The sequence below is a fragment of the Streptomyces beijiangensis genome, assembly GCF_017315755.1.
GTDB classification, from domain to species: domain Bacteria; phylum Actinomycetota; class Actinomycetes; order Streptomycetales; family Streptomycetaceae; genus Streptomyces; species Streptomyces beijiangensis.
The window spans coordinates 14,878-41,671 of record NZ_JAFLRJ010000017.1; the positions used below are offsets into that span (position 1 = coordinate 14,878).

Annotated in this window: 28 protein-coding genes and 1 pseudogene; 14 read left to right on the top strand and 15 right to left on the bottom strand. The window is 70.0% G+C overall.

Annotated features, from left to right (window positions below; genetic code table 11):
* Positions 1-19: 19 nt before the first annotated feature.
* Positions 20-1,495, bottom strand: coding sequence for a sensor histidine kinase (locus J0695_RS02270; RefSeq protein WP_206959623.1), 1,476 nt, complete (start codon positions 1,493-1,495; stop codon positions 20-22).
* Positions 1,492-2,208, bottom strand: a complete 717-nt coding sequence (locus J0695_RS02275; RefSeq protein WP_206959625.1) for a response regulator transcription factor — start codon at positions 2,206-2,208, stop codon at positions 1,492-1,494. Before J0695_RS02275 ends, J0695_RS02270 begins: the two co-directional genes overlap by 4 nt.
* 163 nt (positions 2,209-2,371) lie before the next feature.
* Here J0695_RS02275 and J0695_RS02280 point away from each other — a divergent pair, with 163 nt between their 5' ends.
* Complete coding sequence (locus J0695_RS02280) at positions 2,372-4,735, top strand: MMPL family transporter (protein ID WP_206959666.1); 2,364 nt, start codon at positions 2,372-2,374, stop codon at positions 4,733-4,735.
* A gap of 73 nt (positions 4,736-4,808) precedes the next feature.
* Here J0695_RS02280 and J0695_RS02285 read toward each other — a convergent pair whose 3' ends face one another.
* From J0695_RS02285 to J0695_RS02300, 4 genes are read right to left on the bottom strand one after another with little or no spacing between them, the layout of a single operon-like run.
* Positions 4,809-5,510, bottom strand: a complete 702-nt coding sequence (locus tag J0695_RS02285) for a TetR/AcrR family transcriptional regulator (protein WP_206959627.1) — start codon at positions 5,508-5,510, stop codon at positions 4,809-4,811.
* Positions 5,511-5,521: 11 nt separating this feature from the next.
* Positions 5,522-5,911 (bottom strand): thiol-disulfide oxidoreductase DCC family protein, encoded by a 390-nt coding sequence (locus J0695_RS02290; RefSeq protein WP_206959629.1) that lies wholly within the window; start codon positions 5,909-5,911, stop codon positions 5,522-5,524.
* A gap of 6 nt (positions 5,912-5,917) precedes the next feature.
* Positions 5,918-6,325 (bottom strand): hypothetical protein, encoded by a 408-nt coding sequence (locus J0695_RS02295; RefSeq protein ID WP_206959631.1) that lies wholly within the window; start codon positions 6,323-6,325, stop codon positions 5,918-5,920.
* A 38-nt stretch (positions 6,326-6,363) separates the two neighbouring features.
* Positions 6,364-7,578, bottom strand: a complete 1,215-nt coding sequence (locus J0695_RS02300) for an MFS transporter (protein WP_206959632.1) — start codon at positions 7,576-7,578, stop codon at positions 6,364-6,366.
* Between the two features lie 87 nt (positions 7,579-7,665).
* On the opposite strand from J0695_RS02300, the gene J0695_RS02305 reads away from it, so the two are divergent.
* On the top strand, positions 7,666-8,181 hold the full coding sequence (locus tag J0695_RS02305; protein ID WP_206959634.1) for a MarR family winged helix-turn-helix transcriptional regulator: 516 nt from the start codon (positions 7,666-7,668) through the stop codon (positions 8,179-8,181).
* 102 nt (positions 8,182-8,283) lie between these two features.
* Here the strand turns inward: J0695_RS02305 and J0695_RS02310 are convergent, their stop codons facing one another.
* A complete protein-coding gene (locus tag J0695_RS02310; protein ID WP_307798369.1) occupies positions 8,284-9,207 on the bottom strand; it encodes an SMP-30/gluconolactonase/LRE family protein in 924 nt (307 codons plus the stop codon).
* An 82-nt stretch (positions 9,208-9,289) separates the two neighbouring features.
* Here J0695_RS02310 and J0695_RS02315 point away from each other — a divergent pair, with 82 nt between their 5' ends.
* Positions 9,290-9,733 (top strand): Lrp/AsnC family transcriptional regulator, encoded by a 444-nt coding sequence (locus tag J0695_RS02315; RefSeq protein WP_206959638.1) that lies wholly within the window; start codon positions 9,290-9,292, stop codon positions 9,731-9,733.
* 245 nt (positions 9,734-9,978) lie between these two features.
* Here the strand turns inward: J0695_RS02315 and J0695_RS02320 are convergent, their stop codons facing one another.
* The 6 genes from J0695_RS02320 to J0695_RS02345 all read right to left on the bottom strand — a co-directional run bounded on the left by J0695_RS02320 (position 9,979) and on the right by J0695_RS02345 (position 14,872).
* On the bottom strand, positions 9,979-10,635 hold the full coding sequence (locus tag J0695_RS02320; RefSeq protein WP_206959640.1) for a hypothetical protein: 657 nt from the start codon (positions 10,633-10,635) through the stop codon (positions 9,979-9,981).
* Between the two features lie 138 nt (positions 10,636-10,773).
* The gene (locus J0695_RS02325) at positions 10,774-11,550 is read right to left on the bottom strand and encodes a succinate dehydrogenase iron-sulfur subunit (protein ID WP_206959641.1); all 777 of its coding nucleotides are present in this window, start codon (positions 11,548-11,550) and stop codon (positions 10,774-10,776) included.
* Positions 11,550-13,304, bottom strand: a complete 1,755-nt coding sequence (sdhA, locus tag J0695_RS02330) for a succinate dehydrogenase flavoprotein subunit (RefSeq protein ID WP_206959643.1) — start codon at positions 13,302-13,304, stop codon at positions 11,550-11,552. The genes J0695_RS02325 and sdhA overlap by 1 nt, the downstream gene beginning before the upstream one ends.
* Positions 13,305-13,324: 20 nt before the next feature.
* Positions 13,325-13,801 (bottom strand): succinate dehydrogenase hydrophobic membrane anchor subunit, encoded by a 477-nt coding sequence (locus J0695_RS02335; RefSeq protein ID WP_206959645.1) that lies wholly within the window; start codon positions 13,799-13,801, stop codon positions 13,325-13,327.
* Between the two features lie 7 nt (positions 13,802-13,808).
* Positions 13,809-14,189, bottom strand: a complete 381-nt coding sequence (sdhC, locus tag J0695_RS02340; RefSeq protein WP_206959647.1) for a succinate dehydrogenase, cytochrome b556 subunit — start codon at positions 14,187-14,189, stop codon at positions 13,809-13,811.
* Between the two features lie 134 nt (positions 14,190-14,323).
* Positions 14,324-14,872, bottom strand: coding sequence for a 2-oxo-4-hydroxy-4-carboxy-5-ureidoimidazoline decarboxylase (locus J0695_RS02345; protein WP_206959667.1), 549 nt, complete (start codon positions 14,870-14,872; stop codon positions 14,324-14,326).
* Between the two features lie 224 nt (positions 14,873-15,096).
* Here J0695_RS02345 and J0695_RS02350 point away from each other — a divergent pair, with 224 nt between their 5' ends.
* From J0695_RS02350 to J0695_RS02370, 5 genes are all read left to right on the top strand, one after another.
* A complete protein-coding gene (locus J0695_RS02350) occupies positions 15,097-16,722 on the top strand; it encodes a beta-N-acetylhexosaminidase (protein WP_206959649.1) in 1,626 nt (541 codons plus the stop codon).
* Between the two features lie 84 nt (positions 16,723-16,806).
* Positions 16,807-17,493, top strand: coding sequence for a DUF4328 domain-containing protein (locus J0695_RS02355; protein ID WP_206959651.1), 687 nt, complete (start codon positions 16,807-16,809; stop codon positions 17,491-17,493).
* A gap of 85 nt (positions 17,494-17,578) precedes the next feature.
* Complete coding sequence (locus J0695_RS02360; protein ID WP_206959653.1) at positions 17,579-18,280, top strand: DUF4328 domain-containing protein; 702 nt, start codon at positions 17,579-17,581, stop codon at positions 18,278-18,280.
* A 47-nt stretch (positions 18,281-18,327) separates the two neighbouring features.
* The gene (locus J0695_RS02365; protein ID WP_206959655.1) at positions 18,328-18,843 is read left to right on the top strand and encodes a hypothetical protein; all 516 of its coding nucleotides are present in this window, start codon (positions 18,328-18,330) and stop codon (positions 18,841-18,843) included.
* Positions 18,844-18,906: 63 nt separating this feature from the next.
* Positions 18,907-20,412, top strand: a complete 1,506-nt coding sequence (locus tag J0695_RS02370; RefSeq protein WP_242552105.1) for an MFS transporter — start codon at positions 18,907-18,909, stop codon at positions 20,410-20,412.
* Here J0695_RS02370 and J0695_RS02375 read toward each other — a convergent pair whose 3' ends face one another.
* Complete coding sequence (locus tag J0695_RS02375) at positions 20,413-21,810, bottom strand: NsdA family TPR-like regulatory protein (protein WP_206959658.1); 1,398 nt, start codon at positions 21,808-21,810, stop codon at positions 20,413-20,415. It abuts the gene before it with no gap.
* A 201-nt stretch (positions 21,811-22,011) separates the two neighbouring features.
* Here J0695_RS02375 and J0695_RS02380 point away from each other — a divergent pair, with 201 nt between their 5' ends.
* Positions 22,012-23,337: a UDP-glucose dehydrogenase family protein gene (locus tag J0695_RS02380; RefSeq protein ID WP_206959660.1), complete on the top strand. Its 1,326-nt coding sequence runs from the start codon at positions 22,012-22,014 to the stop codon at positions 23,335-23,337.
* 12 nt (positions 23,338-23,349) lie between these two features.
* Here the strand turns inward: J0695_RS02380 and J0695_RS02385 are convergent, their stop codons facing one another.
* The gene (locus J0695_RS02385; RefSeq protein WP_206959661.1) at positions 23,350-23,853 is read right to left on the bottom strand and encodes a hypothetical protein; all 504 of its coding nucleotides are present in this window, start codon (positions 23,851-23,853) and stop codon (positions 23,350-23,352) included.
* Positions 23,854-24,051: 198 nt separating this feature from the next.
* Between J0695_RS02385 and J0695_RS02390 the strand changes: the two genes are divergently transcribed.
* The 5 genes and pseudogenes from J0695_RS02390 to J0695_RS02410 all read left to right on the top strand — a co-directional run.
* Positions 24,052-24,312 (top strand): hypothetical protein, encoded by a 261-nt coding sequence (locus J0695_RS02390; RefSeq protein WP_206959662.1) that lies wholly within the window; start codon positions 24,052-24,054, stop codon positions 24,310-24,312.
* Positions 24,284-24,811: a DUF6879 family protein gene (locus J0695_RS02395; RefSeq protein ID WP_206959663.1), complete on the top strand. Its 528-nt coding sequence runs from the start codon at positions 24,284-24,286 to the stop codon at positions 24,809-24,811. Before J0695_RS02390 ends, J0695_RS02395 begins: the two co-directional genes overlap by 29 nt.
* A 23-nt stretch (positions 24,812-24,834) precedes the next feature.
* Complete coding sequence (locus J0695_RS02400) at positions 24,835-25,686, top strand: helix-turn-helix domain-containing protein (protein ID WP_206959664.1); 852 nt, start codon at positions 24,835-24,837, stop codon at positions 25,684-25,686.
* A 224-nt stretch (positions 25,687-25,910) separates the two neighbouring features.
* Positions 25,911-26,585, top strand: a complete 675-nt coding sequence (locus tag J0695_RS02405; protein ID WP_206959665.1) for an RNA polymerase sigma factor — start codon at positions 25,911-25,913, stop codon at positions 26,583-26,585.
* Positions 26,585-26,794: pseudogene (locus tag J0695_RS02410) on the top strand (hypothetical protein); the annotation flags it as partial. The gene J0695_RS02405 and the pseudogene J0695_RS02410, both read left to right, overlap by 1 nt.

Genomic DNA, 26,794 nt, shown 5'->3' on the forward strand with positions numbered 1-26,794 from the left:
CGGCCACCGGACGCGGGGGTTACGCGGAGACGCCGGCCGGTGCCTCGGCCGGTGCCCCGGCCGGCAGGCTCACGGTCACCGCGAGCCCCGCCCCGGGCGCCGTCTCCACCGCGACGCCGCCCCCGTGCGCGTCCGTCACCGCCAGCACGATCGCCATGCCGAGCCCGCTGCCCGCGCCGCCGCCCGCCCGGAAGAACCGGTCGAAGATCCGGTCCGCGTCCCGCGGATCCATCCCGGGCCCCTGGTCGGCGATCCGCAGCCGTACCACCCCGTCCGCCCGTTCCAGCGCCACCCGAACCGCCGCCTGCGGGGGCGTGTGCGCACGGATGTTGGCCAGCAGATTGCCGACGAGCTGACGCAGCCCCGACTCGTCCGCGTGCACGAACATCGCCCCGTCCGCCGCCACCTCCACCGGCCGCTCGGGCTGCTGGGCGCGCAGGTCGTCGGCCGCGTCCCTGACCAGCAGGCTCAGGTCGACCTCCCGCAGCCGCAGTTCGGGCCGCTGGTCGAGGCGGGCCAGGGTGAGGAGTTCCTCGACGAGGCGTCCCATCCGGTCGGCCTCGGCGTTCATCCTGCGCAGGGCGCGGGTGCGGTCGGCGGGCTCGCGCAGCATCCCCTTGTCGTACAGCTGGAGATAGCCGCGGATCGCCGAGAGCGGGGTCCGCAGCTCGTGCGAGGCGTCCGCGACGAAGCGGCGCAGCTGGGCCGCCGAGCGCTCGCGGGTGCCGTACGCCGCCTCGACCTGCTGGAGCATGGTGTTGAGCGCGACCCTCAGCTGATCGACCTCCGTGACCATGCCGGGGCGGGGCGGTACGCGCCGGGTCAGATCGCCGTCCGCGATGGCGGACGCCGTCTCGACCATGTCCTCCAGTGGGCGCAGCCGTCTGCGCGCACCCCACATCGTGAAGACGGCGAGCAGCACCAACAGCCCTGTCCCCACCGCGAGATCGAGCTTGAGCGCCTTCTTGATGCTGTCGTGGACGGCCTTGGTGGAGGTCGCCAGGATCACGATGGTGCCGTCCTTGAGGCGCACCCCCGTCATCCGGTACGGGTCGCCGTCCAGCCTGATGTCGTGGATCGAGTTGGAGGCGGCGACGGCCGCCGGGTCGCGCACCGCGTCGGCGAGGCTCTGCTGGCGGGCGGTGGGGGTGACGGTGCCGACGGAGAGGGCGCGGCCGTCGTTGTCCAGGGGGACGAAGAGGGACTCCGGGCGGGGCAGGATGCCTGCCTTGCTGTTGGCTCCGGTGAACTGGTCGCGTACTACGGCGAGCGCCGTGAGCGACTCGATCTGCTGCAGGGTGAGATTCATGTTCTGCAGGCTGTTGCGGGAGTTGTGCAGATTCGTGTCGGAGGCGTCGAGGAGATAGTGGCGCATGCCCATGAGGCTGATGGCGGTCGCGGTGATGATGCCGATGGCGAGCAGCAGCACGGTTGCGACGGTCAACTTGCCGCGCAGGGACTGCAGATGGCGGCGGCGCGGTCGTATGTGCGTCATGCCAGCCCGTATCCGATGCCGCGCCGGGTGGTGATCAGCGGCGGCCCGAGCGGGTCGAGTTTGCGGCGCAGATAGCTGATGTAGGTCTCGACGACGGTGGACTCCGCCGCGTGCTCGAAGCGCCAGACATGGCGCAGGAGCTGCTCCTTGGTGACGACGGTGCCCGCGTTCCGTACGAGGAAGCGCAGCAGCGCGTACTCGGTGGGGGTGAGCTCCACCGCACCGCCCGCCCTGCGCACGGTGTACGTCGACTCGTCCAGCTCCAGGTCGCCGTGGCGCAGCGGCGGGCGCGCGGGCAGGAAGTCAGCGGGCCGGGTGCGGCGCAGGACGGCGCGCACGCGGGCGATCACCTCGTCGATGTTGAAGGGCTTGGTGATGTAGTCGTCGCCCAGCGCCAGACCGCCGACGATCTCGGCGGGGGCGTCGCGCGCGGTGAGGAAGACGATCGCCGTCTCCGGGTGGAGATCTCTCAACTCCCGTCCCAGGAGCCGCCCGTCGCCGTCGGGGAGCATCACGTCGAGCAGCGCCACATCGGGCCGCAGCTCGCGCAGCAGGGCGGCCGCCTGCCGTACGGAACCCGCGGTCACCACCTCGAAGCGGTGGTAGCGCAGGGCGATCGTGAGGACGTCCGCGATGCTCGGCTCGTCCTCGACGACGAGGACGGTCGCCGGGGCGGCCGGGCCTGCCGGGACTGCCGCCGGAGATTGGCTCATGTCCCCAGTATCCGTCCGGCCGTTGTACTGAACAGCGGTCGCTGTCTTGGAGTTCCCTGAGAGTCATGGCCGCACTCCCTGGTGCGAGGGGTCCGGGCCCGATGCTGGGAACGGCCCGGGGGGTACGCAGAAGACAAGGGAAGGGGCATGAATCGTGGCGGCATTGGCAAGGTGGTGCTACCGGCACCGGCTGGTGGTCCTGTTGCTGTGGGTGGGCGCGCTGGTCGGCCTGGGAGCGGGGGGCACGGTCGCGGGAACCAACTACTCGAACGTCTTCAGCCTGCCGGACACTGACTCCACTCGGGCGTACGACCTGATGAACAAGGCCTTCCCGCAGGCGTCGGGCGACACGGACACGGTCGTCTGGCGTACGTCGGCGGGCTCGGTGTCCGACGCGGCGGTACGGGGCAGGATCGACCCCGCGCTGAAGTCCATCGCGGCGATGAAGGGCGTCGGCCAGGTCAGCGCGCCGACGGCCAGCGACAACGGGCGTACGGCGTACGCGCAGATCACCTTCACGGAGCGCGGAGACTCCGTACCGAAGAACCTCGTCCAGAACGTCGTCGACACCGCGCACCACGCGGCCCGCGAGGGGCTGAAGGTGGAGCTCGGCGGACAGGCGATCCAGCGGATCCAGCAGTCGCCCCAGGGGCTGTCCGAGGGCGTCGGCATCCTCGCGGCCGCGGTCGTTCTCTTCCTCGCCTTCGGTGCGTTCTTCTCGATGCTGCTGCCGATCACCATCGCGATCTTCGGTGTGGGCATGGGTGCGATGTCGACGACGCTCCTCAGCCACGCCACCGACATCCCTGAATTCGCCCCGCTGCTCGGCTCGTTGATCGGACTGGGCGTCGGCATCGACTACGCGCTCTTCATCGTCACCCGCCACCGCAAGGGCATCCTGCGCGGCCTCGAACCGGAGGAGTCGGCGGTCACCGCCCTCAACACCTCGGGCCGGGCGGTGCTGTTCGCGGGTGGCACGGTGGTCATCGCGCTGGCCGGGATGCTGGTGATGCGCCTGTCCTTCCTCAATGGGGTCGTCATCGCGACGTCCGTCACGGTGATCCTCTCGGTGCTCGCCGCGACGACCCTGCTGCCCGCCCTCTTCGGCCTGCTGGGCCCGCGTGTACTGAGTCGCAGGCAGCGCAGGAAGCTGGCGGCCGACGGCCCGCTGAAGGGGGACGCGCAGGGCGCGGCGGCGCGCTGGTCCGGTTACGTACAGAAGCGCCCGCGCTCGGTGGCGCTGATGGCGCTGGTGGTGATGGGCATCCTGGCGATCCCCGTCTTCTCGCTCCGCCTCGGTGCGTCCGACCAGGGCAACCAGCCCAAGTCGACGACCACCCGCCAGGCGTACGACATGCTCGCCGAGGGCTTCGGCCCCGGATTCAACGGCCCGCTCCTGGTGGTCTCCCCGCAGGCGGACACGGGCGATCTGGTCCAGCGGATCAACGCGACCGAGGGCGTGCACAAGGTGGCGGCGACCCCGCCGTCGCACGGCGTCTCCGTGATCCAGGTGGTCCCCGAGACGTCACCGCAATCGAAGGAGACAGCCCAGCTCATCGACCGCCTCCGCAACGACGTCATCCCGGCCTCACACGTCCCCGCCCATGTCGGCGGGGTGACGGCGACTTTCAAGGACTTCGCCGCGGTGACGGGATCGCGCCTCCCGTACTTCGTGGCCACGATCATCGGCCTCGGCTTCCTGCTCCTGCTGGTGGCCTTCCGCTCGCTGGTGGTCCCGCTGATGGCGGCGGTCATGAACCTGGTGGCGGCGGCAGCGTCCTTCGGGGTCCTGGTGGCGATCTTCCAGTGGGGCTGGGGGGCGAATCTCCTGGACGCGAAGGCGGGCCCCATCACGGCCTTCCTCCCCGTCATCATGCTCTCGCTCCTCTTCGGCCTCTCGATGGACTATCAGGTCTTCCTGGTCAGCCGTATGCACGAGGAGTGGGTGCACACCCGCGACAACGCCCGCGCGGTCCGCATCGGCCTCGCCGAGACGAGCCGGGTCATCAACTGTGCCGCCCTGATCATGATCTGCGTCTTCAGCGCGTTCGTCCTGAGCGGCGACGTGGAGGGCGCGATGGCCGGCATCGGCCTCGCTGCGGCAGTGGCGCTGGACGCCTTCATTCTCCGTACGGCACTGGTGCCGGCGGCGATGCACCTGCTCGGCCGGTCCAACTGGTGGCTCCCGGCCGGCCTGGAGAAGCGACTGCCGCACCTGGCGGTCGAGCCGCACGAGGAACAGCCGACAACGGAGGGGACTCCCGTGCAGGTCATACACGGTTTCGTACGCACAGAGGAAGGCGCCCCGGTCGCCGAAGCGGTGCTCACGCTGCTTTCACCCGGCGGGCGTCAGCTGGACCGGGTCACGTCGCTCGCGGACGGCTCGTACATCCTGGCCGTACCGTCACCGGGCGCCTACCTGCTGGCGGCGACGACGGGACTGTACGAGCCGCAGGCCCGCCATGTCCGGGTCGGCGAGGAGCCGTTGGTCCATGACCTGGTGCTCAGTGGAGCAGCCGTGCAGTGAATCCCCTGGTCTCGCTCAGTCAGCTCTCGCTCTCGCTCTCGCTCTCGCTCTCGCTCTCGCTCTCGCTCTCGCTCTAGCGCTTGCGCGCCGTCGCGGTCTGCGCCATTCCCGGGAGGAAGTCCGTGAAGAGCTCGTGCACTTCCAGGACCAGCGGACGCAGTACCCGGAAGCGTGCGAGCGACACCCCGCGGGTGGTCAGATGTGCACCGCGCTCCGCGAGGCGGTGGCTGCGCTCGCGGCCGTCGGAGCGGTCGAAGACCCAGTAGAGGACGAGGCCCATCTGTGAGAGCCACATCAACTCGGGGAGTATGTCGACCAGTTCGGGGGCGACCTTCGACTTCGAGCCGGCCAGGACCTCCCGGTGGACGTCGATGGCCGCCTCGCGGGCGTGCTCGGACTCGGGGGAGAAGGGGCTGAGCGGGCTCTCGGGGTCGGCGGCGTTCTTGAAGAACTGCGCGGCGAACTCGTGGTACGGGGCCGCGATGTCCAGCCAGGCCTTCAGTACACCGGCCAGCCGGGCCTGGAGGTCGGTCTCCTTGTCCAGTACGGGACGGACCGCCGCCTGGTGTTCGGCGGCGATCCGGTCGTAGAACCCCTGGACCAGGTGTTCCTTGGAGGAGAAGTAGTAGTACGCGTTGCCGGTGGACACCCCGGCCTCCTGGGCGATGGCCCGCATGGTCGTCTTGTCGTAACCGCGCTCCTGGAAGAGCCGGAGCGCGGTTTCGAGGATGAGCGTGCGGGTCTGCTCGCTCTTGGGGGCCTTTGCGTCTGTCACGGGAACCGAGCCTAACCGGGGATCTCGCACCGCTCGGCGCAGGGCTGTGCGGTGAGGTCGCGGTACTTGGCCGCCGAGAGCATCGCGACGCGTACGAAAGGCGCTCCGGCGGGGGTGGCCAGCCAGTGGGACTTGGCCCGGTGGTCGGCCAGCGCCCAGAGGCAGACGATCCAGGCGGCGGGGCCGCGGTAGATCTGGCCCCGGTCACCGATGACGGTGATCTCCTCGACAGTGGCGCGGTGATCGAGGCCGGGGAAGCGCTTGCGCGCCGACTCCGAACCGGCGGGGACCAGGGTCAGCGGCACCAGCTGTCGCTGCCCCACCAGCCACTGCCGCAGATGTACGCAGAGCGGGCACTGGGCGTCGTACAGCACGGTGAGGCCCTTGACCGGCATGCCCATGGCCCGTCACGCCCCGGCGGTGGGTGCGACCCAGCCCTGCGGTCCGACCGGCGGCGTCTGCTCGCGCTCCATGATGCCGCGGCGGCGGAACTTGTTGAGTGCGTAGACGTTGCCGAGGTGCATCACGCCGAGCACGAGCAGCACCACACCGAGCTTCTTCGAGAGCGCCTCGAAGACCCCCCGGGCGTCGGAGATGGTGGTGTCGTCCTGCAGGTAGAGGGCGACGAAGCCCAGGTTGACCAGGTAGAAGCCGACCACGAGCAGGTGGTTGACGGCGTCGGCGAGCTTTTCGTTCCCGTGCAGTACGTCGCCGAGGAAGACCCTGCCGTTCTGGCTGAGGGTGCGGGCGACCCAGATGGTGAGAGCAACGCTGATGACGAGATAGACGACGTACGAGACAACGGTGAGGTCCATGACCCACACTCCCCTGAACACGTTCAAAAATGCTGTCGTCAGTGACTGTAGACCTCCTTTTGAACATGTTCAAGCCGCCGGACCCCGGGCACGGCCACCGTCCCCAGACAGCTCACGAGGACCGCGAACGCCGCGACCGTGAGCGGCACTTCGGGACCCCAGGCGTCGGCGGCGAGCGGGGCGAGCGCATAGCCGAGCGGCATCGCGGCGAGTGAGAGCAGCCAGTCGTAGGAGGTGACGCGGGCCAGCGTGTGGGGCGGTATCGCGGAGATGACGGCGGTCTCCCAGACGGGGCTGAGGAAACCGAGCCCGGCCTGGGCGACTCCGTACGCACCGATGGTCAGCGGTACGGGGGCGTGCGCGGCCAGCAGTCCGAGCGGGACGGCGTACAGGGCGAGGCCCATGTTGGCGACCAGTACGGGGCGCCGGGGCCTGGCGCGGCCGGCGAGCAGCGAGCCGAGCAGCAGTCCGACGGCGCCGGTCTGCAGGGTCCAGACCCACACCCACTTGCCGCCGAGGTCGTGAACGGCCAGGCCCGGGCCCAGGGTCATCAGGACGGCGGCGGCCCCGTTCCAGCAGGAGTGGCCGATGAGGCTGGTCCAGTACCAGTCGCGCGACCGCACCTCGTGCCAGCCCTCCTTGAGGTCGGTGAGTACGGAACTGCGTTCCATCGGTACGTGCTTGACCGTGATGACGGCCAGCAGGGCGGCGCTCACCGCGAAACTGATCCCGTCCAGCACGAACGCCCAGCCGGGACCGGCGGTGGCGATGAGCAGGGCGGCGAGCGCGGGCCCGCCGAGGCGGGTCGAGCTGGAGACGACGCCCATGAGGGCGTTGGCGCGGAGCAGGCCGCTGTCCTCGACGGTGCCGCGCACCAGCGGAGAGACGGTCGGCATGGCGAAGGCGCCGGCCGCGCCGCCCACGGCCTCGGCGGCGGCGAGGAGGCCCAGATGCGGCTCACCGCCGATGAGCTGGACGGCGACGAACAGCTGGGTCCCGCACCGTACGAGATCCGTGGTGAGCGCGACGGTCCGTGCGTTGAAGCGGTCGCCGACGACGCCGCCGAGCGGCAGCAGGAGGAGCTTCGGGATCAGCGCGCAGGCGAGGACGAGTGCGATGGCACCGGCCGAGTCGGTTGCCTCCTGGACGGCGAGAGTCAGGGCGGCGGGGATGACGGCGTCCCCGGTCATGGACAGGGTGCGGCCGAGGAAGAGCAGCCGGAAGGAGCGGTTGCGCAGGGGATGCGGATCCATGGCCGTCAAGGTATTTCGTTGCCGAACTATTCGTCAACGAAATATCTCCTGCCGAACGAACCGCCGGGTTCCGCCTACCATCGACCCATGGAGCCCCAGGACCAGGACTGGACCGACGAGCATGTGGCGCGCTGGCGGCCCGTGCTCCCCGACCTCGACCCCGTGATCGAGGGCGCGGTGACGCGCATGTCGAAACTCTCGGTCCACCTGCGCCGTGTCCGCGAGCAGTCCCTGGTGGAACTCGCGCTGGACCGCCCGGAGTTCGACACCCTCCACAAGCTGGCGGGCCGCGGTGGCAAGTCGGCCCCCTCCGACCTCGCCAGAGACCTGGACCTGGCCCCGGCATCGGTCACCGGCCGCCTGGACGCCCTGGAGCGCCGCGGCTTCATCCTCCGTACGCCGTCCCCGACGGACCGCCGCCGGGTGGACGTGGAGCTCACGGACGCGGGCCGTGCGACCTGGCTGGTCGCGATGGAGGCGGTCGGCCACGAGGAGTACCGCCTGCTGGACGTACTCTCCTCGACCGAACGCACCCAGCTCAACGACATGCTCCGCCGCATCATGCTGACCGCGGAGGCGGACGGCGGCGCGGCCTGGCGATAGGGCCGGCCAGGGCCAGGAGGCCGCTCCACGTCATGACCGAGGAGAACGGCCGGTGGCTGCCGACCGCCTGCCAGAACACGGCGGTCGCCGAGCACTGACCGCTCAGCGGCGGATCCTCGGGACGCCCGTCACGGCCATCACCAGCGAGTACAGCGAGGTGTTCGCCGTGATGAACATGCGGTTGTTCTTCGGGCCGCCGAAGGCGATGTTGGAGACTGTTTCGGGCATCACGATCCGCCCGAGCAGCGTCCCGTCCGGGTCGTAGCAGTGCACCCCGTCGTCGAGGGCGGCCGCCCACAGCCGGCCGCCGTCGTCGAAGCGGATGTTGTCGAACCGGGCGCCCTGGCGGGCCTCGGTGAAGACCTTGCCGTCGGAGAGCGTGCCGTTCTCGCGGACGTCGAAGACGCGGATGTGGCCTGCGCGGGTGTCGGACACGTACAACTGGCTCTCGTCGGGCGAGAAGACGAGCCCGTTCGGCCCGCCGAAACCGTCCGCGACGAGACGGACCTCACCCGTGGCCGGGTCCACCCGGTAGACGTTGCAGCCACCGATCTCCGGCTCCGCGCGATGGCCCTCGTAGTCGCTGGTGATGCCGAAGTCCGGGTCGGAGAACCAGATCGAGCCGTCCGACCGCACGGTCGAGTCGTTCGGACTGTTGAACCGCTTGCCCTCGAAACGGTCGGCGACGACGGTGACGGACCCGTCGTGCTCGGTGCGGCTGACGCGTCGACCGCCCTGCTCGCAGCTGATCAACCGGCCTTGCAGATCAAGGGTGTTGCCGTTGCTGTGCCCGGCCGGCGAACGGAAGAGGGAGACCGCGCCCGTCTGCTCGTCCCACCTGAGCATCCGGTCGTTGGGGATGTCGCTCCAGATCAGCTGCCGCCACGCGGGGAGATAGACCGGCCCCTCGGCCCAACGGCAGCCCCCGGCCAGCTTCTCCAGCTGCTGGTCGCCGTTGGCGCACTTCCCGGTACGGAAGCGGTCGTCCAGGACTTCGTATATCTCGGGGCGGGGGGAAGTGGACACGACGGTCTCCTTCAGATCAACGATCGAACCGAACCTCGTTCGCTGAATCATGAATATCGCAGAATCCGGTATGGTGGCAACCATGGATGCCACTGACCGCGAACTCGTAGCCCTCCTCCAGGAGGACGCCACCCAGGCGTACGCCGCCCTCGGCAAGGCGGTCGGCCTCTCGGCGGGCGCCGCGCACGAACGCGTACGGAAACTGCGCGAACGCGGCGTCATCCGGCGCACCACGATCGAGGTGGACCCGGCCGCGCTGGGCCGTGGCGTACTGGCCTTCGTGATGGTGGAGTCGTCGGTCTGGATGGGCGATTCGGCCGCCGCCTTCGCCGCGATCGCGGAGATCCAGGAGGCGCACGTGATCGCGGGGACCGCGTCGGTGCTGGTGAAGGTGCGCACGTCCACGACGGAGCAACTCCAGTACGTACTGCGGAGGTTGTACGAGATCGAGGGCGTAAGCGGCACGCAGGCGACGGTCTCCCTGGAGACCTTCTTCGAGCGCCCGGCGTCACCGCTGGGCGGCTGACCAGTGGCGTGCGCGGTCTAGGGGCGCGGGTTCTGCCGTCCGGCGAAGTTCCACGACGGCGGCAGTTGGTTCCGGGTGCTGAACTCGTGCTCCGAGGCGGCGATGAGCCCCTCGAACGCCGGACGACTGTCCGGTGGTGACCGCGCTGCCTGACCTGTACGAGGCGATGCCTCTCGTCCGTACGATCAGGCTCCCCTGGCCGGGCAACCGGCGGTCCGCTCCCCGGCGCCGCGGAGCGGACCGCCTCAACCGACCGTCCAGATCGCGCAGATGAACTCCTCGTCCACGCCGTAGCAGTCGTACATCTCGCCCACCGTCTCGTCGACCGGCAGCGCGATCACATTGACCCCCGTCGCCGGGCTGAGCTCGGCGACCACCACGTTGGGTACGGTGCCCGCGCGGTCCGCGTCGCGCAGGGCGAGGGTGGTGCGCTCCGTGAGGGCGTTGAGTGCGGGGTGGGGGCCCGGTCCCCAGGCCAGCAGTCCGGTCGCCGATGCGTCCCGGACGAAGGCGATCTCGGGGCCGAAGTACGTCAGCTCGGGGAAGCGGTCGAAGGTCAGCACGGGCAGGGTGGAGGGGTCCGTCCCCGGGGCGAGCACGACGATCGCGGCCACCGGGGAACGCCAGGGCTCGTCCTCGCCGCCGTCCTGCGCGTAGTCGTACGGGTAGTCGAGCGGGCCGCAGTCCACGCGGTAACCGGCCCACACCGGGTAGCGGCCCGGCGGCAGGCGGTCCGCGGAGACCCACTCGCGGCAGCCGGGGCCGGTGCACTCCACCACGTCGCTCACCACCACGACCTCGCCCACCTGGTGGTACGTCAGGCCGGTCGGGCCGCCAAGCAGCAGCTTGGGCACGACCTCCGCCAGTACCTGCGCCGGTGTTGGGTTGCTGCTCACGCTCATGGGGGAAGCCTCGCAGCCACCGCTAATGGGGCGCTTGCGTACGGCTAAGCCCGGCTAAGTCCTGCTAAATGAGCATGTGACGAGGGCCCCGCACGCTTGCGGCGTGCGGGGCCCTCGGTCAAGAAATCGGTCAAGAAATCAGAAGCGGCGTGTGATCAGTGCGCGCTTCACTTCCTGGATCGCCTTCGTGACCTCGATACCGCGCGGGCATGCGTCCGTGCAGTTGAACGTCGTGCGGCAGCGCCACACCCCGTCCTTGTCGTTGAGGATCTCGAGCCGCTGCTCGCCGCCCTCGTCACGCGAGTCGAAGATGAAGCGGTGCGCGTTGACGATCGCGGCCGGGCCGAAGTACTGGCCGTCGTTCCAGAACACCGGGCACGAGGACGTGCACGCGGCGCACAGGATGCACTTCGTCGTGTCGTCGAACCGCTCGCGGTCCTCCGCCGACTGCAGACGCTCGCGCGTCGGCTCGTTGCCCTTGGTGATGAGGAAGGGCATCACGTCGCGGTACGCCTGGAAGAACGGGTCCATGTCGACCACGAGGTCCTTGAGGACCGTGAGGCCCTTGATGGCCTCGATCGTGATCGGCTTGTCCGGGTTGAGGTCCTTGATCAGCGTCTTGCACGCGAGGCGGTTCTTGCCGTTGATCCGCATCGCGTCCGAGCCGCAGACGCCGTGGGCGCACGAGCGGCGGAAGGTCAGCGTGCCGTCGAGCTCCCACTTGATCTTGTGGAGAGCGTCGAGCACACGCTCCTTCGGGTCGATGAGGACCTCGAAGTCCTCCCACTCCGACTGGTCGGAGACCTCCGGGTTGAACCGGCGGATCCGGAAGGTGGCCGTGATGTACGGGGTGTCGGCGAAGCCCGGCTCGGGTGTGCCGGCCGCTTCGGCCTTGTCCATGGTCGGGGTAGCCATCAGTACTTACGCTCCATCGGCTGGTAGCGGGTCTGGACGACCGGCTTGTAGTCGAGCCGGATCGACTCCGTGCCGTCGTCGGCGACCTCGCGGTACGCCATGGTGTGGCGCATGAAGTTGACGTCGTCGCGGTTCGGGTAGTCCTCGCGGTAGTGACCGCCGCGGGACTCCTTGCGCGCCAGGGCGGACGTCGCCATGACCTCGGCGAGGTCGAGCAGGTTGCCCAGCTCGACGGCCTCGAGGAGGTCGGTGTTGAATCGCCTGCCCTTGTCCTGGATCGAGACGTTGAGGTAACGCTCGCGCAGCTCGGCGATCTTCTCGACGGCCGTCTTGATGGTCTGTTCCGTACGGAAGACCATCACGTTGGCGTCCATGCACTCCTGGAGTTCCAGGCGGATCGTGGCGACCCGCTCGGTGCCCGTGGAGTTGCGCAGGCGCTCGATCTGGGCCTCGACCATTGCGGCCGGGTTCTCCGGCAGCTCGATGTACTCGGTCTTGTGCGCGTACTCGGCGGCGGCGATGCCCGAGCGCTTGCCGAACACGTTGATGTCGAGGAGCGAGTTGGTGCCCAGGCGGTTGGCGCCGTGCACCGACACGCAGGCGACCTCACCGGCGGCGTACAGACCCGGGACGACCGTGGTGTTGTCCGAGAGGACCTCGCCCTGGACGTTCGTCGGGATGCCGCCCATGGCGTAGTGCGCGGTCGGCTGGATCGGGATCGGGTCCGTGTAGGGCTCGATGCCGAGGTACGTACGCGCGAACTCCGTGATGTCCGGGAGCTTCGCGTCCAGCTGCTCCGGCGGGAGGTGCGTGAGGTCGAGGTAGACGTGGTCGCCCTCGGGACCGCAGCCGCGGCCCTCACGGATCTCCGTGTAGATGGAGCGGGACACGACGTCACGGGACGCGAGGTCCTTCATGACCGGCGCGTACTTCTCCATGAAGCGCTCGCCGTCCTTGTTGCGGAGGATGCCGCCCTCACCGCGGGCGCCCTCCGTCAGCAGGATGCCCATGCGCCAGATGCCCGTCGGGTGGAACTGGAAGAACTCCATGTCCTCCAGCGGGAGCCCGCGGCGGTAGCAGGCCGCCTGGCCGTCACCGGTCAGGGTGTGCGCGTTCGACGTCACCTTGAAGAACTTGCCGGTGCCGCCGGAGGCGTAGATGACCGACTTCGACTGGAAGACGTGGATCTCGCCGGTGGCGAGTTCGTAGGCGACCACGCCTGCGGACTTCTTGACGCCGTCCTCCTCGACCAGAAGCTGGTCCAGGACGTAGAACTCGTTGAAGAACTCCACACCCTCCTTGACGCAGTTCTGGTAGAGGGTCTGGAGGATCATGTGACCGGTGCGGTCGGCGGCGTAGCACGCACGGCGGACCGGGGCCTCGCCGTGGTTACGGCTGTGACCGCCGAAGCGGCGCTGGTCGATCTCGCCGGCGGGCGTGCGGTTGAACGGCAGGCCCATCTTCTCGAGGTCGAGGACCGCGTCGATGGCCTCCTTCGCCAGGATCTCGGCGGCGTCCTGGTCGACCAGGTAGTCGCCGCCCTTGATCGTGTCGAAGGTGTGCCACTCCCAGTTGTCCTCCTCGACGTTGGCGAGGGCGGCAGCCATGCCGCCCTGCGCCGCGCCGGTGTGGGAGCGGGTCGGGTAGAGCTTCGTGAGCACGGCGGTGCGGCTGCGCTTCGTCGACTCGATGGCCGCGCGCATGCCGGCGCCGCCGGCGCCGACGATGACGGTGTCGTACTTGTGGATCTTCATAAGTCTCTTTGCCCCGGGCTCTAGCGGATGTTCGGGTCGAAGGTGAAGATCACCAGCGTGCCGAGAAGGATGGTGAACACCGTGGCGGTGTACAGCAGGCCCTTGAGCCACAGGCGCGTGTTGGCGCGCTCCGCGTAGTCGTTGATGACCGTACGAAGACCGTTTGCACCATGGAGCATCGCCAGCCACAGCATCAGCAGGTCCCAGACCTGCCAGAACGGCGAGGCCCAGCGGCCGGCCACGAAGGCGAAGCCGATCTTGGAGACGCCGCCGTCGAGGACCAGCTGGATCAGCAGGTGGCCCAGGACCAGGACGACCAGGACGACGCCGGAGAGGCGCATGAAGAGCCAGGCGTACATCTCGAAATTGCCCCGAGTGGACTTCGGGGTCTTCTTGGTGCGCGCACGAGGGGCCTCGATGAACGGCGCCGGGTTGTCGGCGTCGAACAGAGACCCGCCCTCGACGGGGCCGATCGCGGCGGAAGTGTCAGTAGACATGCAGTCCTCAGCTCCCGAACAGTTCGCGTACGGCGTGGCCGAGCACGGGGTAGAGCGCCCCGACCATCAGCACGACCCACACACCCACGACCGACCAGAGCATCTGCTTCTGGTAGCGCGGGCCCTTGGACCAGAAGTCCACGGCGATGATGCGCAGGCCGTTGAGGGCGTGGAAAAGAATTGCGGCGACGAGGCCGTATTCAAGAAGCGCCACGATGGGCGTCTTGTACGTGGCCACGACCTTGTCGTAGTCCTCGGGGGAGACACGCACGAGAGCGGTGTCCAGGACGTGTACGAACAGGAAGAAGAAGATGAGGACGCCGGTGACTCGATGAGCCACCCATGACCACATTCCTTCCCGGCCGCGGTACAGCGTTCCAGCCGACACGGAAGAACCCTCCGGGAGCGGGGATTGGAGCCTGCCGGCGGGTTGTCGGTCTGGCCCGGCCGGGTACGGTCCACCGGCCCCGGCCATCGTAGCGACGACTTGTCGGTTCCTTCGCCCGGGGTCCTCCGGTGTGATCAAACAGGCACGGATGGGCTATCCGAAGGGCCGCTGGCGGCCATGAGGTGGGCGATTCGTCCGCGCGCGAGGCTGCGCAGCTCGTCGGCGGCGACCGCGCGCTCCTCGTCGGGGTCGTGCGCGAGGCGCGAGCGGATGCCGGCGAGGACATGGTCGAGGTGCTCGGCGGGGCGGACGCGGTCGAGGCAGATCACGAAGGCGTGGCCGAAGCGGCTCTCGTACGCTCCCTGGGCGGCCCGCAGCGCGGTGTGCGCGGCGGCGGGCGCGCCCGGATGCAGACCTGGCGGCGTTTCGTCGGCGAGGGCTTCGGAGAGCTCGGCGGGGGAGAGGTCGTAACTGGCCTCGTCGGCCGCGGCGAGCAGGGAGTCCAGATCGGGGTAGGGGCGGTGTGCGGCGACGCGCCGGGCCCAGCGGTGACTGCCGCAGCAGGCGAGCAGGGCGGCTTCGGCGGTGTCGGCGGACGCGGTGTTGAAACGCTGGAGACCTGGTGAGGGGTGGCGCTGTGCCGGTATGGCCGCACGGGTGTGGTGGAGTGTCGACGGTCGCATCGTGGGGCCTGCGGGGGACTCGCTGGACAGCGTGGGCTCCTCGGACACGACAGGATGGCGGCACAGTAGGACGTGGCGGGTGTGCCGCAACGCTATCGATGTGGCGCGGGAAGCGTCCGACGGATGCGCGAATTTCACCCGGAAGGGAGAGTTTCGGCGCGCGTGATGGACTTTTTCACGGATAGTTCGTCCAACCTTCACCGTGAATGGGAGGTTTCACACCGATGAGGCAAGTTCACGGCGCTCTGGCCGCAGTGGCGGTACTCGTGGCCGGCGCGGCGGTGACGGCAGCCGTCGTCGTCTGGCCCGAGGACGACACCTGGGGCGGGCACGGCCCGCCGGGCGACGACGACCGGGCACCGGCCTCCGCGACCTACTCACCCTCACCCACTCCCTCACGGAACTATCCGCTCTCCCGCGCGCCGCGCACGATTCCTTCCGTACGGGAACACGAGGCGGCCCGCGGCCCCGGCTGGCAGCCGGAAGCGGGGAGCCGGGTGCTGGTCGCGGCCGGCAGCAAAGGACTCGCGGACGAGGGGCAGCTCCTCGCGAGCGAGCTGAAGATCCCCTACGCGTACGGGGCCACGGCGCGCCCCGGCGATGTCGAACTCGCCCTGGCGCAGGGGCGGAAGGCCGCCCCCGAGTCGTACACGCTCGACACCCGCGACCGGCAGGTGAGGATCACAGGACCCGACGAGGCCGGGGTCTTCTACGGCACCCGCACGCTCAAGCAGTCGTTCCTCGCGGACCGCACCATGCCCGAGGGCGTCGTCCGCGACCGGCCCGACCGGCCGCAGCGCGGGCTCAACCTGGACATCGCGCGCAAGAACTTCACCGCCGGGTGGATCGAGGACCGGCTGCGCGAGATGGCCGACCTCAAGCTCAACCAGCTGGGGCTCCACTTCTCCGACGACCAGGGCTTCCGGATCGCCTCCGACTCGCATCCGGAGGTCGTCTCGCGCGAGCATCTGACCAAGGCGCAGGTCAGGTCGATCGTCGCGCTGGCGGGGCGGCTGCACATCGAGGTCGTCCCGGAGATCGACTCGCCCGGACACCTCGGCGCGGTGCTGCGCACCCATCCGGAGCTGGAGCTGCGGAACGCGAAGGGCGTGGCCGCGCGCGGCGCGGTGGACATCTCCAAGCCGCGGGCGGCGCAGATCGTGGACGAGCTGCTGAAGGAGTACGCGGGGCTGTTCAGCAGCAAGCACAGCCCCGGCACGTACTGGCATCTGGGCGGCGACGAGTACCGCGCGCTGATGGCCGACGACCCGGAGGCCTCCTACCCGCAGTTGGCCACGGCCGCGCGCCGCAGCCTCGGTTCCCGGGCCACCGTGCAGGACCTGGCGACGGCCTGGCTCAACGCCCGGGGCGCGGTGCTCCGTCCGTACGGGAAGAAGCTGAAGGCCTGGAACGACGGGTACTTCCGGGGCGGGACGGTGGCGCCCGACCCGAGCCGCGAGGTCGAGTACTGGACGGGCAAGGAGTACGGGGCGCGGGAGCCGGTGGAGTACCTGAAGGAGGGCCGCCGGCTGGTGAACCTCAACGACGAGTACCTGTACTACGTGCTGGGCGAGCCGAACGACTTCCGCTATCCGACCGGGCGCCGCATCTACGAGGAGTGGACGCCGAGGGTGCTGCGCGGGACCAGCGCCGTCCCCGCGCGCTACTCGGGCCAGATCCTGGGCGGGCGGTTCGCGGTCTGGTGCGACTACGCGAACGCGCAGACCCCGGCGCAGGTGGCGGCCGGGATCCGGATGCCGCTGCGGGCGACGGCCCAGAAGCTGTGGGATCCGCGGAAACCGGTGCTGGGCTGGAAGGACTTCGGGGCGCTGGCGAAGCGGCTCGGCTGATTCCGGTATCTTCCGCTGGCGGACGCCGAGCGGCGGCCGCGAACCTGTGGGGGGTTTCCGGTCATGCTCTGTACGCGTTGTGGGATGCATACGGCGGTCACCAAGGACGGGCTCTGCGATGAGTGCGCCGCGCTCGATGCCGAACCTGTCATACGGATATCCCAGCCCCGGCCACAGCCCCGGCCCGCGCCCGGACCGCCGGCCGCGCTGAGGTCGCCGGTCGGTCTTTCGTACGCCGTGCTGGCGCTTCTGGGTGTGTGGACCGTGGGTGACCTCGCCATGATCGCCACAGGCCGCTGGGGGTCGGATCGCGTCCACGACCTCGCTGTTCAGGTCCAGGGCCCGGTCTTCTTCGCCTGTGCCATCACCTTCATGGTCTGGTTCCACCGGGTCAGGGTGAACGCCGAGGTCTTCGCGCCCGACGGGCACAGGAAGAGCCGTACCTGGGCGTACTGGGGCTGGATCGTCCCGGTCGTGAACCTCTGGTACCCCCGGCGCATCGCCATCGACACCTGGGTGGCGAGCGCGCGGCGCCTGCCGGACGGGTCGGCGCCCCCGGCTTCGTACCAGCTCATCAACATCTGGTGGATCTGCTGGCTGCTGTCGAATGTCGCCTTCTACTCCTCCAACGGCGGGGCGCCCGACGGATGGGTGGGCTTCAGCTCCGTTGCCGATATCGCGTCCGCGGTGGCGGCGGCCTGTTTCGTACGTCAACTGACCCGCAGGCAGGATGTGTTGGTGCGGACAGGGCCCGTGGTCGCCGCGGCTTGATCGTTAAGCGCGTGGACGGGGACCGGGCGTGCGGCTTACGCTGCGCGCCTTGTTCTTTGTGTACCCGTGGGGGGTCCAGCACGTCATGTCCAACACTCCTGCCTTCATACCGCCGCGCGAGCTCCGGGCGGCGGGGCTGCCGGTGCTCAAGTCGCCCAAGGGACTGTCGGTCGCTGTCACCGTGCTGCTCGTGCTGTGCGCCGCGACCGATGTCCTCTCGATTGTGGCGGAGGCCCATGGGTACAGGCTGCTGGGCCGCATCGGGACCTACACCGTGGAGGAGGGGAGGCGGGCGGACGACCGGATCGGGCTGGCCAACACGTTTCGCGGGCAGGCCCTCGTCTGCACGGCCGTCGTCTTCATCATCTGGTTCCGCCGGGTGCGGGTGAACGCCGGGGTCTTCGCCCCCGACCGCGTGCACAAGGGCGTGGGGTGGGCGATCGGCGGCTGGTTCGTCCCCATCGGGAACCTCTGGATCCCGCGCCAGGTCGCCGGGGAGGTCTGGGACGCCAGCACGCAGACGGCCCCCGACGGGTCCTGGCGCAAGGTCTCGCAGTTGCCGGTGACGGTCTGGTGGACGGCGTGGGTGTCGTCGTTGCTCCTCGGCAGACTCACGATGCTGGTCGACAGGTCGGACGTCACCGGTGTGTCCCGCGACTCGATGGGGATCGCGATGGTCACGGACGCCGTCGACATCGTGGCGGCGGTCCTCGCGATCCTCTTCGTACGGAAACTGACCCGCCTGCAGCACATCAAGGCGACCCAAGGCCCGCGCGCAGCCGCCTAGTTGTCGCACAGGTGTGGCATTTGCGGGCGCCGTGCGCAGAATGAGGCATGGGGTTCTGGGGGTACTACGTCGTGGGCCGGAGCGACGGGTCGCTCGACGCGCTCGACGCACTGGCCGACGTACGGGACGGGCTCGTCCTGCACGAGGAGCGCAGGGACGGCTGGCAGGTGTGGCGGCGGCCCAGTGATCCGGATGCGGAGGCCGGGGACATGGGGGCGCTCGCGCGCGGGGTCACCGAGGAGACCGGGCTGCCGGCGCTCTTCGCCTTTGTGATGGGCGGGGAGTGCGTGGTCGTCGAGGCTGCCGCACCGGTCGGCGGGTCGTGGTTCGGGTGTCTGGGGCGCGAGGCGATGGCCAGGTACCTGGGCGCCGACGGGCTGGTCGTCGAGGACCTGTTCCTGGGTGCGCGCGACGCCGCCGCACGGGCCGTGGAGTGGGCCTGCGAGGCCGGGACCGTCGCGCAGGAGGCGGCGCTCCTGGCCGTACTGGAGGAACAAGTGGGGCTGTCGGCAACGGAGTTGCTGGACACGTTCCTGGACCGGCTGGGGCTTGCCAGGCTTTGACAGTACGGACTCTCGCCATCTCCGGGGCGAGGGGGAATCATGGCGCAGGACCAGGGGGGTCCCATGGACACACCGCCCGACCCGCGCCGCTGGTGGGGTCTCGTCGTCATCGGCGTCGCACAGCTGATGGTCGTCCTCGACATGACCATCGTGAACATCGCGCTTCCGTCCGCCCAGGCCGACTTGGGGATGACGGACGGCAACCGGCAGTGGGTGGTCACCGCGTACACGCTCGCCTTCGGCGGACTGCTGCTGCTCGGCGGCCGGATCGCCGACCTCGTCGGACGCAAGCGCACCTTCATCATCGGACTCATCGGCTTCGCCGCCGCCTCCGGGCTCGGCGGCGCCGCCGGAGGCCCGGGGCTGCTCTTCGCCGCGCGCGCCCTGCAGGGTGTCTTCGCGGCACTGCTGGCACCGTCGGCGCTGTCGCTGCTGACCACGACGTTCACCGATCCGAAGGAGCGCGGGAAGGCTTTCGGGGTGTTCGGGGCGATCGCGGGCGGCGGGGCGGCGATCGGACTGATCCTCGGCGGCGTGCTCACCTCGTACCTGGACTGGCGCTGGTGCCTGTACGTGAACATCCCGATCGCCGCCGCCGCGGTCGCCGGGGCCGTCGTCCTGCTGCACGACCAGTCGCGCCACCCCCAGGCGCGCCTCGACGTGCCCGGCGCGATCCTCGGCTCCGGCGGGCTGCTCGCCATCGTGTACGGATTCAGCGAGGCGGAGTCCAGGGGCTGGGGCGATGCCCGGGTGATTTCCCTGCTGGCAGCGGGAGTTGTGCTGCTCGCGGTCTTCGCGTACTGGCAGACCAGGGCGAGGGTGCCGCTGCTCCCGCTGCATGTGGTGCGTGACCGGCAGCGGGCCGGGGCGATGCTGACGATGATGCTGGCCACCATCGGGATGTTCGGGATGTTCCTCTTCCTGACGTACTACCTGCAGCGCGTGCAGGGGTACTCGCCGGTGCGCACCGGGCTCTCGTACCTCCCGATGACCGTCGCCATGATCACCGGCTCGACACAGATCGCCGCCCGGCTGCTCGGGCGGCTCAGCCCGCGGACGCTGCTGGTGCCGGGGATGGTGGTCGCGGCGGCCGGGCTGCTGTGGATGGCGCAGCTGGAGACCCGGCCGCAGTACCTCAGCCATGTCCTGCCCGGGATCATCCTGCTCGGCCTGGGGATGGGCGTGGTCTTCATGACGTCCATCTCGACGGCGACCGCCGGGGTGGCGCCGCAGGACGCGGGCGCCGCGTCGGCTTCGCTCAACACGGCTCAGCAGGTGGGCGGTTCGATCGGAACGGCGCTCCTCAACACGATCGCGGCGAGCGTCTCCGCGCGCTATCTGCTGCACCACCCGGGTCCGCCGGTGAAGTCCCTCATCGACGAGGCCTCGGTGCACGGCTTCAACGTCGCCGGCTACTGGGCGGTGGGCTCGCTGCTGCTCGGCGCGGTGGTGGCGGGGGTCGTGGTCAACGCGCCTGCTTCGGCGGTACGGGCGATGGGGGCTCCGCCAGGTCCGCCGCCCGTACCGCCGTCGCGGGATGCCGCGGAGTCGACGGAGTCCGCCCGTTGATCAGACGGCCACGGCGAGTTCCTTGCGGGTCCTGCGGACGAAGTCCCGGACGGCCGGCTCGTTCCTCCAGGGGGCGAGCGCGGTGGTGAACTCGCTGACGTAGTCCTTGGCGCGGCTGGAGCGGACGCGGGTGAGGATGTCGACGGACCGGTTGCCGAGTTCCAGGCCCTGGTCGAGGTCGCGGGCCTGGAGGTGCGCGGTCCCGACGATGGCGAGCCGCATGCCGACGGAGCGGGTGAAGGCCCCGGTCGGCATGGCGGCGGCGCGCCGGTTCCAGGCGAGGGCGGCCTTGGGGTTCTTCAGGTCGCGGAAGATCTCGGCGGCGTCCGCTGAGAGGCGGGCGTGGTCGTAGAAGTCGATCCACGCGGGTTCGTCGCCGCTGTTCCCGGCTGCCAGGCCCAGCAGGTTCTCGGACGCGGTGAGAGCGCGGGTGACCGCTCTGGGATCGCCTTCGCGGGCGTGCGCGCGGGCCTCGATCAGCTTGGTGAAGGCCAACACCCTTGGTGCTGCCCGGCGTTCGGCCCGTTCGAAGGCGCCCTGCGTCATGTCCACGGCCTCGCTCGCGAATCCGCGCAGGAGCGACTGCATCGCCATGGTGGTCAGGACGTAGCAGCCCAGTGGCACGTCGCCGCCCGCGCGCGCCAGCCGGAGCGCCTGGATGAAATGGCGCTGTGCGGCCTCGTGCCGGCCGGTGTCGAACGCCGTCCATCCGGCCAGCCGCGACAGCTCGGCCGTTACGGAGTAGAGCTCCCGGCCCACCTCGTCGGAGAAGGAGCCCTGCAGCAGCGGCGCCGCCCGCTCCTGCAGACAGGTGGTGACGGAGTCGGCCTTCCAGCTCCCGCCGCCGTACTTGGAGTCCCAGCGGCGGGCGTCGTCGGCGGCCTCGCGCAGTTCGTCGAGGTCGGTGCGGCCGACCTGCCGCCCGCCGGCATGGTCGGCGGTCTCGTCGGCGGGGGTGACCAGCCAGCGGGTGACGGGGGTGGCGAACGCGGACACGGCGAAACCGGAGACGCCTGTGGTGAGGAAGTCGCGGCGGTTCACGGAGCTCCAGAACGAGGTGGCGACGCGTACGGCGTCGGCGGGGTCGCGAGGGAAAGCCAACCCCATGTTCGCGTCCGGTGTCCCGGCCTCGCCCATACCGATCTCGGCGAGGCCGACGGGCCGGCCGAGCCGCTCGCCGATGGCCTGCGCCAGCAGCTCGGGGACCGGCCACTTCGGCACCATTCCGCGTCGGCACCAGTTGGCGACGGAGGTGTGCGAGTAGCCCGTCTCCGTCCCTGTGCGGCGGGCGAGCTGGTTGATGCGCAGGGCAAGGGACTTGCGGCTCGCACCGCAGGCCTCGACGAGCCTGGCCAGGTCCGCGTTGGGCGGACGCGTGCGGCGGGCGGTCGACGCCATGGTGTCACCCCTCGATCGGTGATCAGTTGTCGATCAGTTGCCGAAGCCACCGAGGGTAGGGCCTCCCACTGCCCCGCGGACCGCGTACGCGAGTTGTGAGCCCCCCTGCGAGCCCTCCCGGGCGGTCCCCACGGCGGCTGGGATGAGGATCCGGGCCGCTGCCGGTCGGCGGCCGGTCCCCTCTGGAAGGAACGATCGCCTGTGAAGCTCACCGTCATCGGCTGCGGCTATCTCGGCGCCACCCACGCCGCCTGTATGGCCGAACTCGGCCACGACGTCCTGGGACTGGACACCGACCAGGACAAGGTCGCGTTGCTCAACTCCGGCCGGGCGCCGTTCTTCGAGCGCGGCGTGGACGCTCTGCTGGCCGGGCACACCGCGTCGGGGCGGCTGAGGTTCACCGCCTCCTACGCCGAGGCGGCCGACTTCGCGGACCTGCACTTCGTCGGCGTGGGCACTCCGCAGCGGGCCGGGGAGAACGCGTACGACCTGACGCACCTCTTCGCCGCCGTACGCCAACTCGCAGTGTCTCTGCGGCGGCCGGGCGTGGTCGCGGTCAAGTCCACCGTCCCGGTCGGCACGGCGCCGCGCGTCGCGGAGATCCTGCGGGACTTCGCCCCCGCGGGGGCGGGCGGCAGGACCGAGGTCGCCTGGAACCCCGAGTTCCTGCGGGAGGGGAACGCCGTCGACGACACGCTCCGCCCCGACCGGATCGTCCTCGGGTTCCCCGCGGAACGCTCCTGGGCCGAGACTCTCCTGAGGCAGTGCTACGCGAAGATCTTCGAAGCCGGGACGCCCGCGATCGTCACCGACTGGGCGACCGCCGAGCTGGTCAAGGCCTCCGCGAACGCCTTCCTCGCCCTGAAGATCTCGTTCATCAACGCGATGGCCGAGGTCTGCGAGGCGTCAGGGGCCGACGTCCACCAACTCGCCGACGCGCTGGGCCACGACATCCGTATCGGCCGGGCCGGACTGGGGCCAGGCCTCGGGTTCGGCGGCGGCTGCCTCCCCAAGGACCTCCGCGGGTTCATGGCCAGGGCCGGTGAACTCGGAGCGGACCGGACGGTCGCCCTCCTCGGCGAGGCCGACGCGATCAACAACAGCCGCCGTGAGCGCATGGTCGATCTCGTCCGCGAACAGTGCGAGGGGACGCTCGCCGGCCGGCAGATCACCGTCTGGGGCGCCGCGTTCAAGCCGGACACCGACGACATCCGCGACTCACCCGCCCTGGCCGTCGCCCGCAGGCTGCACGAGCTCGGCGCCACGGTCACCGTCACGGACCCCAAGTCCCTGGACAACGCCCGCAAACTCCACCCCGAACTGACCTACGTCGACGACCCCGTCACCGCTGCCGAGGGCGCGGATCTGCTGCTGCACCTCACGGAGTGGCCGGAGTTCGGCGGCATCGATCCGTCCGGGCTGCGGGCGCGAGCCGGCCGGCCGTATGTCGTCGACGGACGCGGCACGCTCGATCCGGCTCGCTGGCGGGAGGCCGGCTGGACGTTCCGGTCCCTCGGTCGGTTTTGAGCCGGCAGGGGTTCACGGCTCCTCCAGGAGAGGCTCCCGGGGGAGCAGGGCGCGGCCGGCCGCCAGCAGGGCGGAGACGGTGTGCGGTGCGCAGAGGTCGCCCGCGAACCGCGGGGGCAGGACCCAGTAAGGGCCCGGCGGCTCCAGGCAGTTGGTGCGGGGGATGCCGAGCCAGGTGCCGGGTTCCAGGCACACCGCTTCCGTGGACTGCCACGCCGCCGCGGTGCCGGGCGGGATGAGGGCGTAGTACGAGACCCCGGTCATGTATCCGTCGTGGATGATGCCCGCGCGGTCGAAGAACTCGGACAGGAAAGCGGTGACCTGGAACCGGTCGTTGCCGCGCGCCGCAGCGTGGACGAGCGGCGCCGGGATCCGCAGGGCGTCGAAGCGTCGGCCGGTGGGGATCATCGCGATGTCCTGGAGCCACCACTCGGTCTGCGCGCGTGACGGGTCGGGGTGCGCGCGGACGAGCCAGTCCTCGACCGCAGTCAGCGAGCCGGCGTGTTTCGTGGCCATCCGCGAACCTCCGGTGAAGTGACCCGCCTGTTGCTGATCACGACGGTAAGGAAGTGGGGGCCGCGTCTGCCATCCATGTGCACGGATGTTCACGGGAATGTGCCGGTGAAGGTGTGCCGACCATGCGCTCTTGACGCCCTGGCCAGGAAACGCAACCGTGATGTACATCTGTGCACACCCTGCGCCCCGGAGGCCGCGATGGCACTACGGTTCATCGGGATCGACCCCAGTACGGGCACGGGCGAGAGCCCGACCGTCTGGGTCGACGAGGAGACGCGCGAGCTGGTCATCCAGGGATGGAAGGCCGGCCCCGAACTTGAGGCCATGTGCGCCGGGACGGAGATCCCGGGGCACGCGAGGGGGATCCCGGGGAACGAGGCGGTCGTCCGTGTCCCGGCCCGCATGGTGCCTCTGCTGAGGAAGGCGTGCGATGCCGCGGAACGCACCGAACTTCGCTGAACTGCTCGACGGCGCGCGGCACACGGCCGTACATCTGGAGATGCGCGATGCGTACGGAGTGGGCGACGAGGCCGACGACTTCGCGCTCTGGAAGGCGACGGGGGAGCGTGATGCGGACCCCGGATCCGCGTACTGGACGCCCTGGGTGGCGCTGATCCGGCGCACGGTGGGGCGGGGTGTGAGCGTGCGGAGGGCCCGTATCGTCTCGGAGCCGGTGAGCGACTACATCCGGTACGAACACGCGGGCACGACCGTCAACGTGTCCGCGGGCGAGCAGGTGCGCTGGCTCGCCAGACGCCGGGTCTCCGATGTGCCGCTGCCCGGCAACGACTTCTGGCTGATCGACTCGGCGCTGATCAGATGGAACCACTTCACCGGTGAAGGGGCGTCCTGCGGCGGGGAGATGAGCGACGACCCGGTCGCGGCCGGTCTCTGCGCGCGGGCCTTCGAGGCGGTGTGGGCCCGGGCCGTACCCCACGAGGAATACAAGATCATCTGACGCGAAAGGCAGTCGGCTGGCTCATGCCCGTATCCCCGTCGTCCTCGGCCCAGGCCGCGCGCGCACTCGTGGCGCAGCGGCTGTCCGAACTGCGCTCCGACGCCGGACTCACCGGTGGTGAGCTGGCGGTGCGCTGCGGCTGGACCCACTCGAAGACCTCCCGGATCGAGAACGCCCGCACCCCGCCTTCGCCGGAGGACATCCGCCGGTGGTGCCGTGCCTGCGAGGCCGAGGGCCAGGCGCAGGACGTCATCGCCCAGTCGCACCATGCGGAGACCCAGTACGTCGAGTGGCAGCGCACGGTGCGGTCCGGGCTGCGTCGGCTGCAGGACAGCTATGTGGAGATGTTCCAGTCGACGAACCTCTTCCGGGTGTACTCCCCGACGCTCGTGCCAGGCCTGCTGCAGACCGAGGGTTACGCGCGCGCCGTACTCAGCGCCAACGCCCGCCTGCTCGGCATTCCCGACGACGCCGAGGAGGCGGCGGAGGCGCGTCTCGAGCGGTCGAAGGTGATCCATCAGCCGGGGCACAGATTTGTCCTGCTGATGGAGGAGAGCGTTCTCCACTACCGGCTCGGCAAGGCGGACGCGATGGCCGCCCAGCTCGGCTGTCTGCTGACGGCGGGCGCGCTGCCCGCGGTGTCGCTCGGCATCATCCCGAGGTCCGAGACCGAGCGGACGCTGTGGCCGCAGGAGCTGTTCCATGTGTACGACGACATGCTCGTGTCGGTGGAGCTGATGTCGGCACGGGTGCGGATCACCCAGCCCTCGGAGGTGGCCCTCTATCTGAAGGCGTTCGAGCAGCTGCGCTCCATGGCCGTGTACGGCAGGGAGGCGCGGGCGCTGATCGTCGGGGCGATCGACGCGCTGGGGTAGATCAATGTGACGACCGGAGCCGCCACCCCCCACAGGAGAGGCCCCGGTCGTCTCATTCTGTACAGCGTCAAGAGTGCGTTTTCTGTCACACCCCGCTCTGTCAGCGGGTTGTCGCAGATTGTTGCGTGTTGTACAAGTCGTGGACGGGGAGCGGGTCGGCGTCGTAGCGTGACTGTTCGAACGCGCGCAGGGCAGCGTCAAGTGCAGCAGGACAGGTAGAGGTAGTGCTGGGGGACGACGCGGAGCTGACCGCCGCGGTGCTTGCGGCACAGGGCGGGGGCGAGGACGCTTTCCGGACTGTGTACCGCGCTGTGCACCCGCGGCTGCTCGGGTACGTCCGGACGCTGGTCGGTGAGGCGGACGCGGAGGACGTGGCCTCCGAGGCCTGGCTCCAGATCGCGCGCGACATCCAGCGGTTCAGCGGGGACGCGGACCGGTTCAGGGGATGGGCCGCGCGGATTGCCCGTAACCGCGCACTCGATCACATACGGATGCGGGGCAGGCGCCCCGCGATAGGCGGCGACGAGTCCGAGCTCGCCGGCGAGGCGGGCGACTCCGACACCGCGGGCGAGGCCCTGGAGGCACTGGGCACCGGGCGCACCATGCGGCTGATAGCGCAGCTCCCGCAGGACCAGGCCGAGGCCGTGGTGCTGAGGGTGGTGGTCGGGCTCGACGCGAAGAGCGCGGCGCAGGCGCTGGGGAAGCGGCCAGGGGCCGTACGGACCGCGGCGCACCGGGGCCTGAAGCGGCTGGCCGAGCTGCTCGGGGCCGAGGGCGCGGACCCCCGCGAACTGGAGGCCGTACCGGCACAGCGGACACCTCAGCGGACACCGCAGCGGGATGCGGTGGCGTCCGGTGGTGTGACGCATTCGCGTGCCTGGACGCAGAAGGACATGTGATGGCCGACGAGCGGTACGAGTGGCTTGACAAGGACGCGGCGGAGCGGATGTTCCGCGGCGAGCCGGTCGGGCCCGTCGACGATCACGCCCGCGCACAGGCCGCGCGGCTGCGCGCCGCGCTGGGCGATGTGTCGGCGCAGTACGGTGCGAGCGGACGTACGGATCGCCAACTGCCGGGCGAGCAAGCCGCGTTGGCGGCTTTCAGGGAG

Coding starts and splice junctions, on each gene's coding strand:
- J0695_RS02270 (WP_206959623.1), bottom strand. CDS start 1,495: ATGACGCACATACGACCGCGCCGCCGCCATCTGCAGTCCCTGCGCGGC.
- J0695_RS02275 (WP_206959625.1), bottom strand. CDS start 2,208: ATGAGCCAATCTCCGGCGGCAGTCCCGGCAGGCCCGGCCGCCCCGGCG.
- J0695_RS02290 (WP_206959629.1), bottom strand. CDS start 5,911: ATGGGCATGCCGGTCAAGGGCCTCACCGTGCTGTACGACGCCCAGTGC.
- J0695_RS02295 (WP_206959631.1), bottom strand. CDS start 6,325: ATGGACCTCACCGTTGTCTCGTACGTCGTCTATCTCGTCATCAGCGTT.
- J0695_RS02300 (WP_206959632.1), bottom strand. CDS start 7,578: ATGGATCCGCATCCCCTGCGCAACCGCTCCTTCCGGCTGCTCTTCCTC.
- J0695_RS02305 (WP_206959634.1), top strand. CDS start 7,666: ATGGAGCCCCAGGACCAGGACTGGACCGACGAGCATGTGGCGCGCTGG.
- J0695_RS02315 (WP_206959638.1), top strand. CDS start 9,290: ATGGATGCCACTGACCGCGAACTCGTAGCCCTCCTCCAGGAGGACGCC.
- J0695_RS02320 (WP_206959640.1), bottom strand. CDS start 10,635: ATGAGCGTGAGCAGCAACCCAACACCGGCGCAGGTACTGGCGGAGGTC.
- J0695_RS02325 (WP_206959641.1), bottom strand. CDS start 11,550: ATGGCTACCCCGACCATGGACAAGGCCGAAGCGGCCGGCACACCCGAG.
- sdhA (WP_206959643.1), bottom strand. CDS start 13,304: ATGAAGATCCACAAGTACGACACCGTCATCGTCGGCGCCGGCGGCGCC.
- J0695_RS02335 (WP_206959645.1), bottom strand. CDS start 13,801: ATGTCTACTGACACTTCCGCCGCGATCGGCCCCGTCGAGGGCGGGTCT.
- J0695_RS02345 (WP_206959667.1), bottom strand. CDS start 14,872: ATGCGACCGTCGACACTCCACCACACCCGTGCGGCCATACCGGCACAG.
- J0695_RS02350 (WP_206959649.1), top strand. CDS start 15,097: ATGAGGCAAGTTCACGGCGCTCTGGCCGCAGTGGCGGTACTCGTGGCC.
- J0695_RS02355 (WP_206959651.1), top strand. CDS start 16,807: ATGCATACGGCGGTCACCAAGGACGGGCTCTGCGATGAGTGCGCCGCG.
- J0695_RS02360 (WP_206959653.1), top strand. CDS start 17,579: ATGTCCAACACTCCTGCCTTCATACCGCCGCGCGAGCTCCGGGCGGCG.
- J0695_RS02365 (WP_206959655.1), top strand. CDS start 18,328: ATGGGGTTCTGGGGGTACTACGTCGTGGGCCGGAGCGACGGGTCGCTC.
- J0695_RS02370 (WP_242552105.1), top strand. CDS start 18,907: ATGGACACACCGCCCGACCCGCGCCGCTGGTGGGGTCTCGTCGTCATC.
- J0695_RS02375 (WP_206959658.1), bottom strand. CDS start 21,810: ATGGCGTCGACCGCCCGCCGCACGCGTCCGCCCAACGCGGACCTGGCC.
- J0695_RS02385 (WP_206959661.1), bottom strand. CDS start 23,853: ATGGCCACGAAACACGCCGGCTCGCTGACTGCGGTCGAGGACTGGCTC.
- J0695_RS02390 (WP_206959662.1), top strand. CDS start 24,052: ATGGCACTACGGTTCATCGGGATCGACCCCAGTACGGGCACGGGCGAG.
- J0695_RS02395 (WP_206959663.1), top strand. CDS start 24,284: ATGCCGCGGAACGCACCGAACTTCGCTGAACTGCTCGACGGCGCGCGG.
- J0695_RS02400 (WP_206959664.1), top strand. CDS start 24,835: ATGCCCGTATCCCCGTCGTCCTCGGCCCAGGCCGCGCGCGCACTCGTG.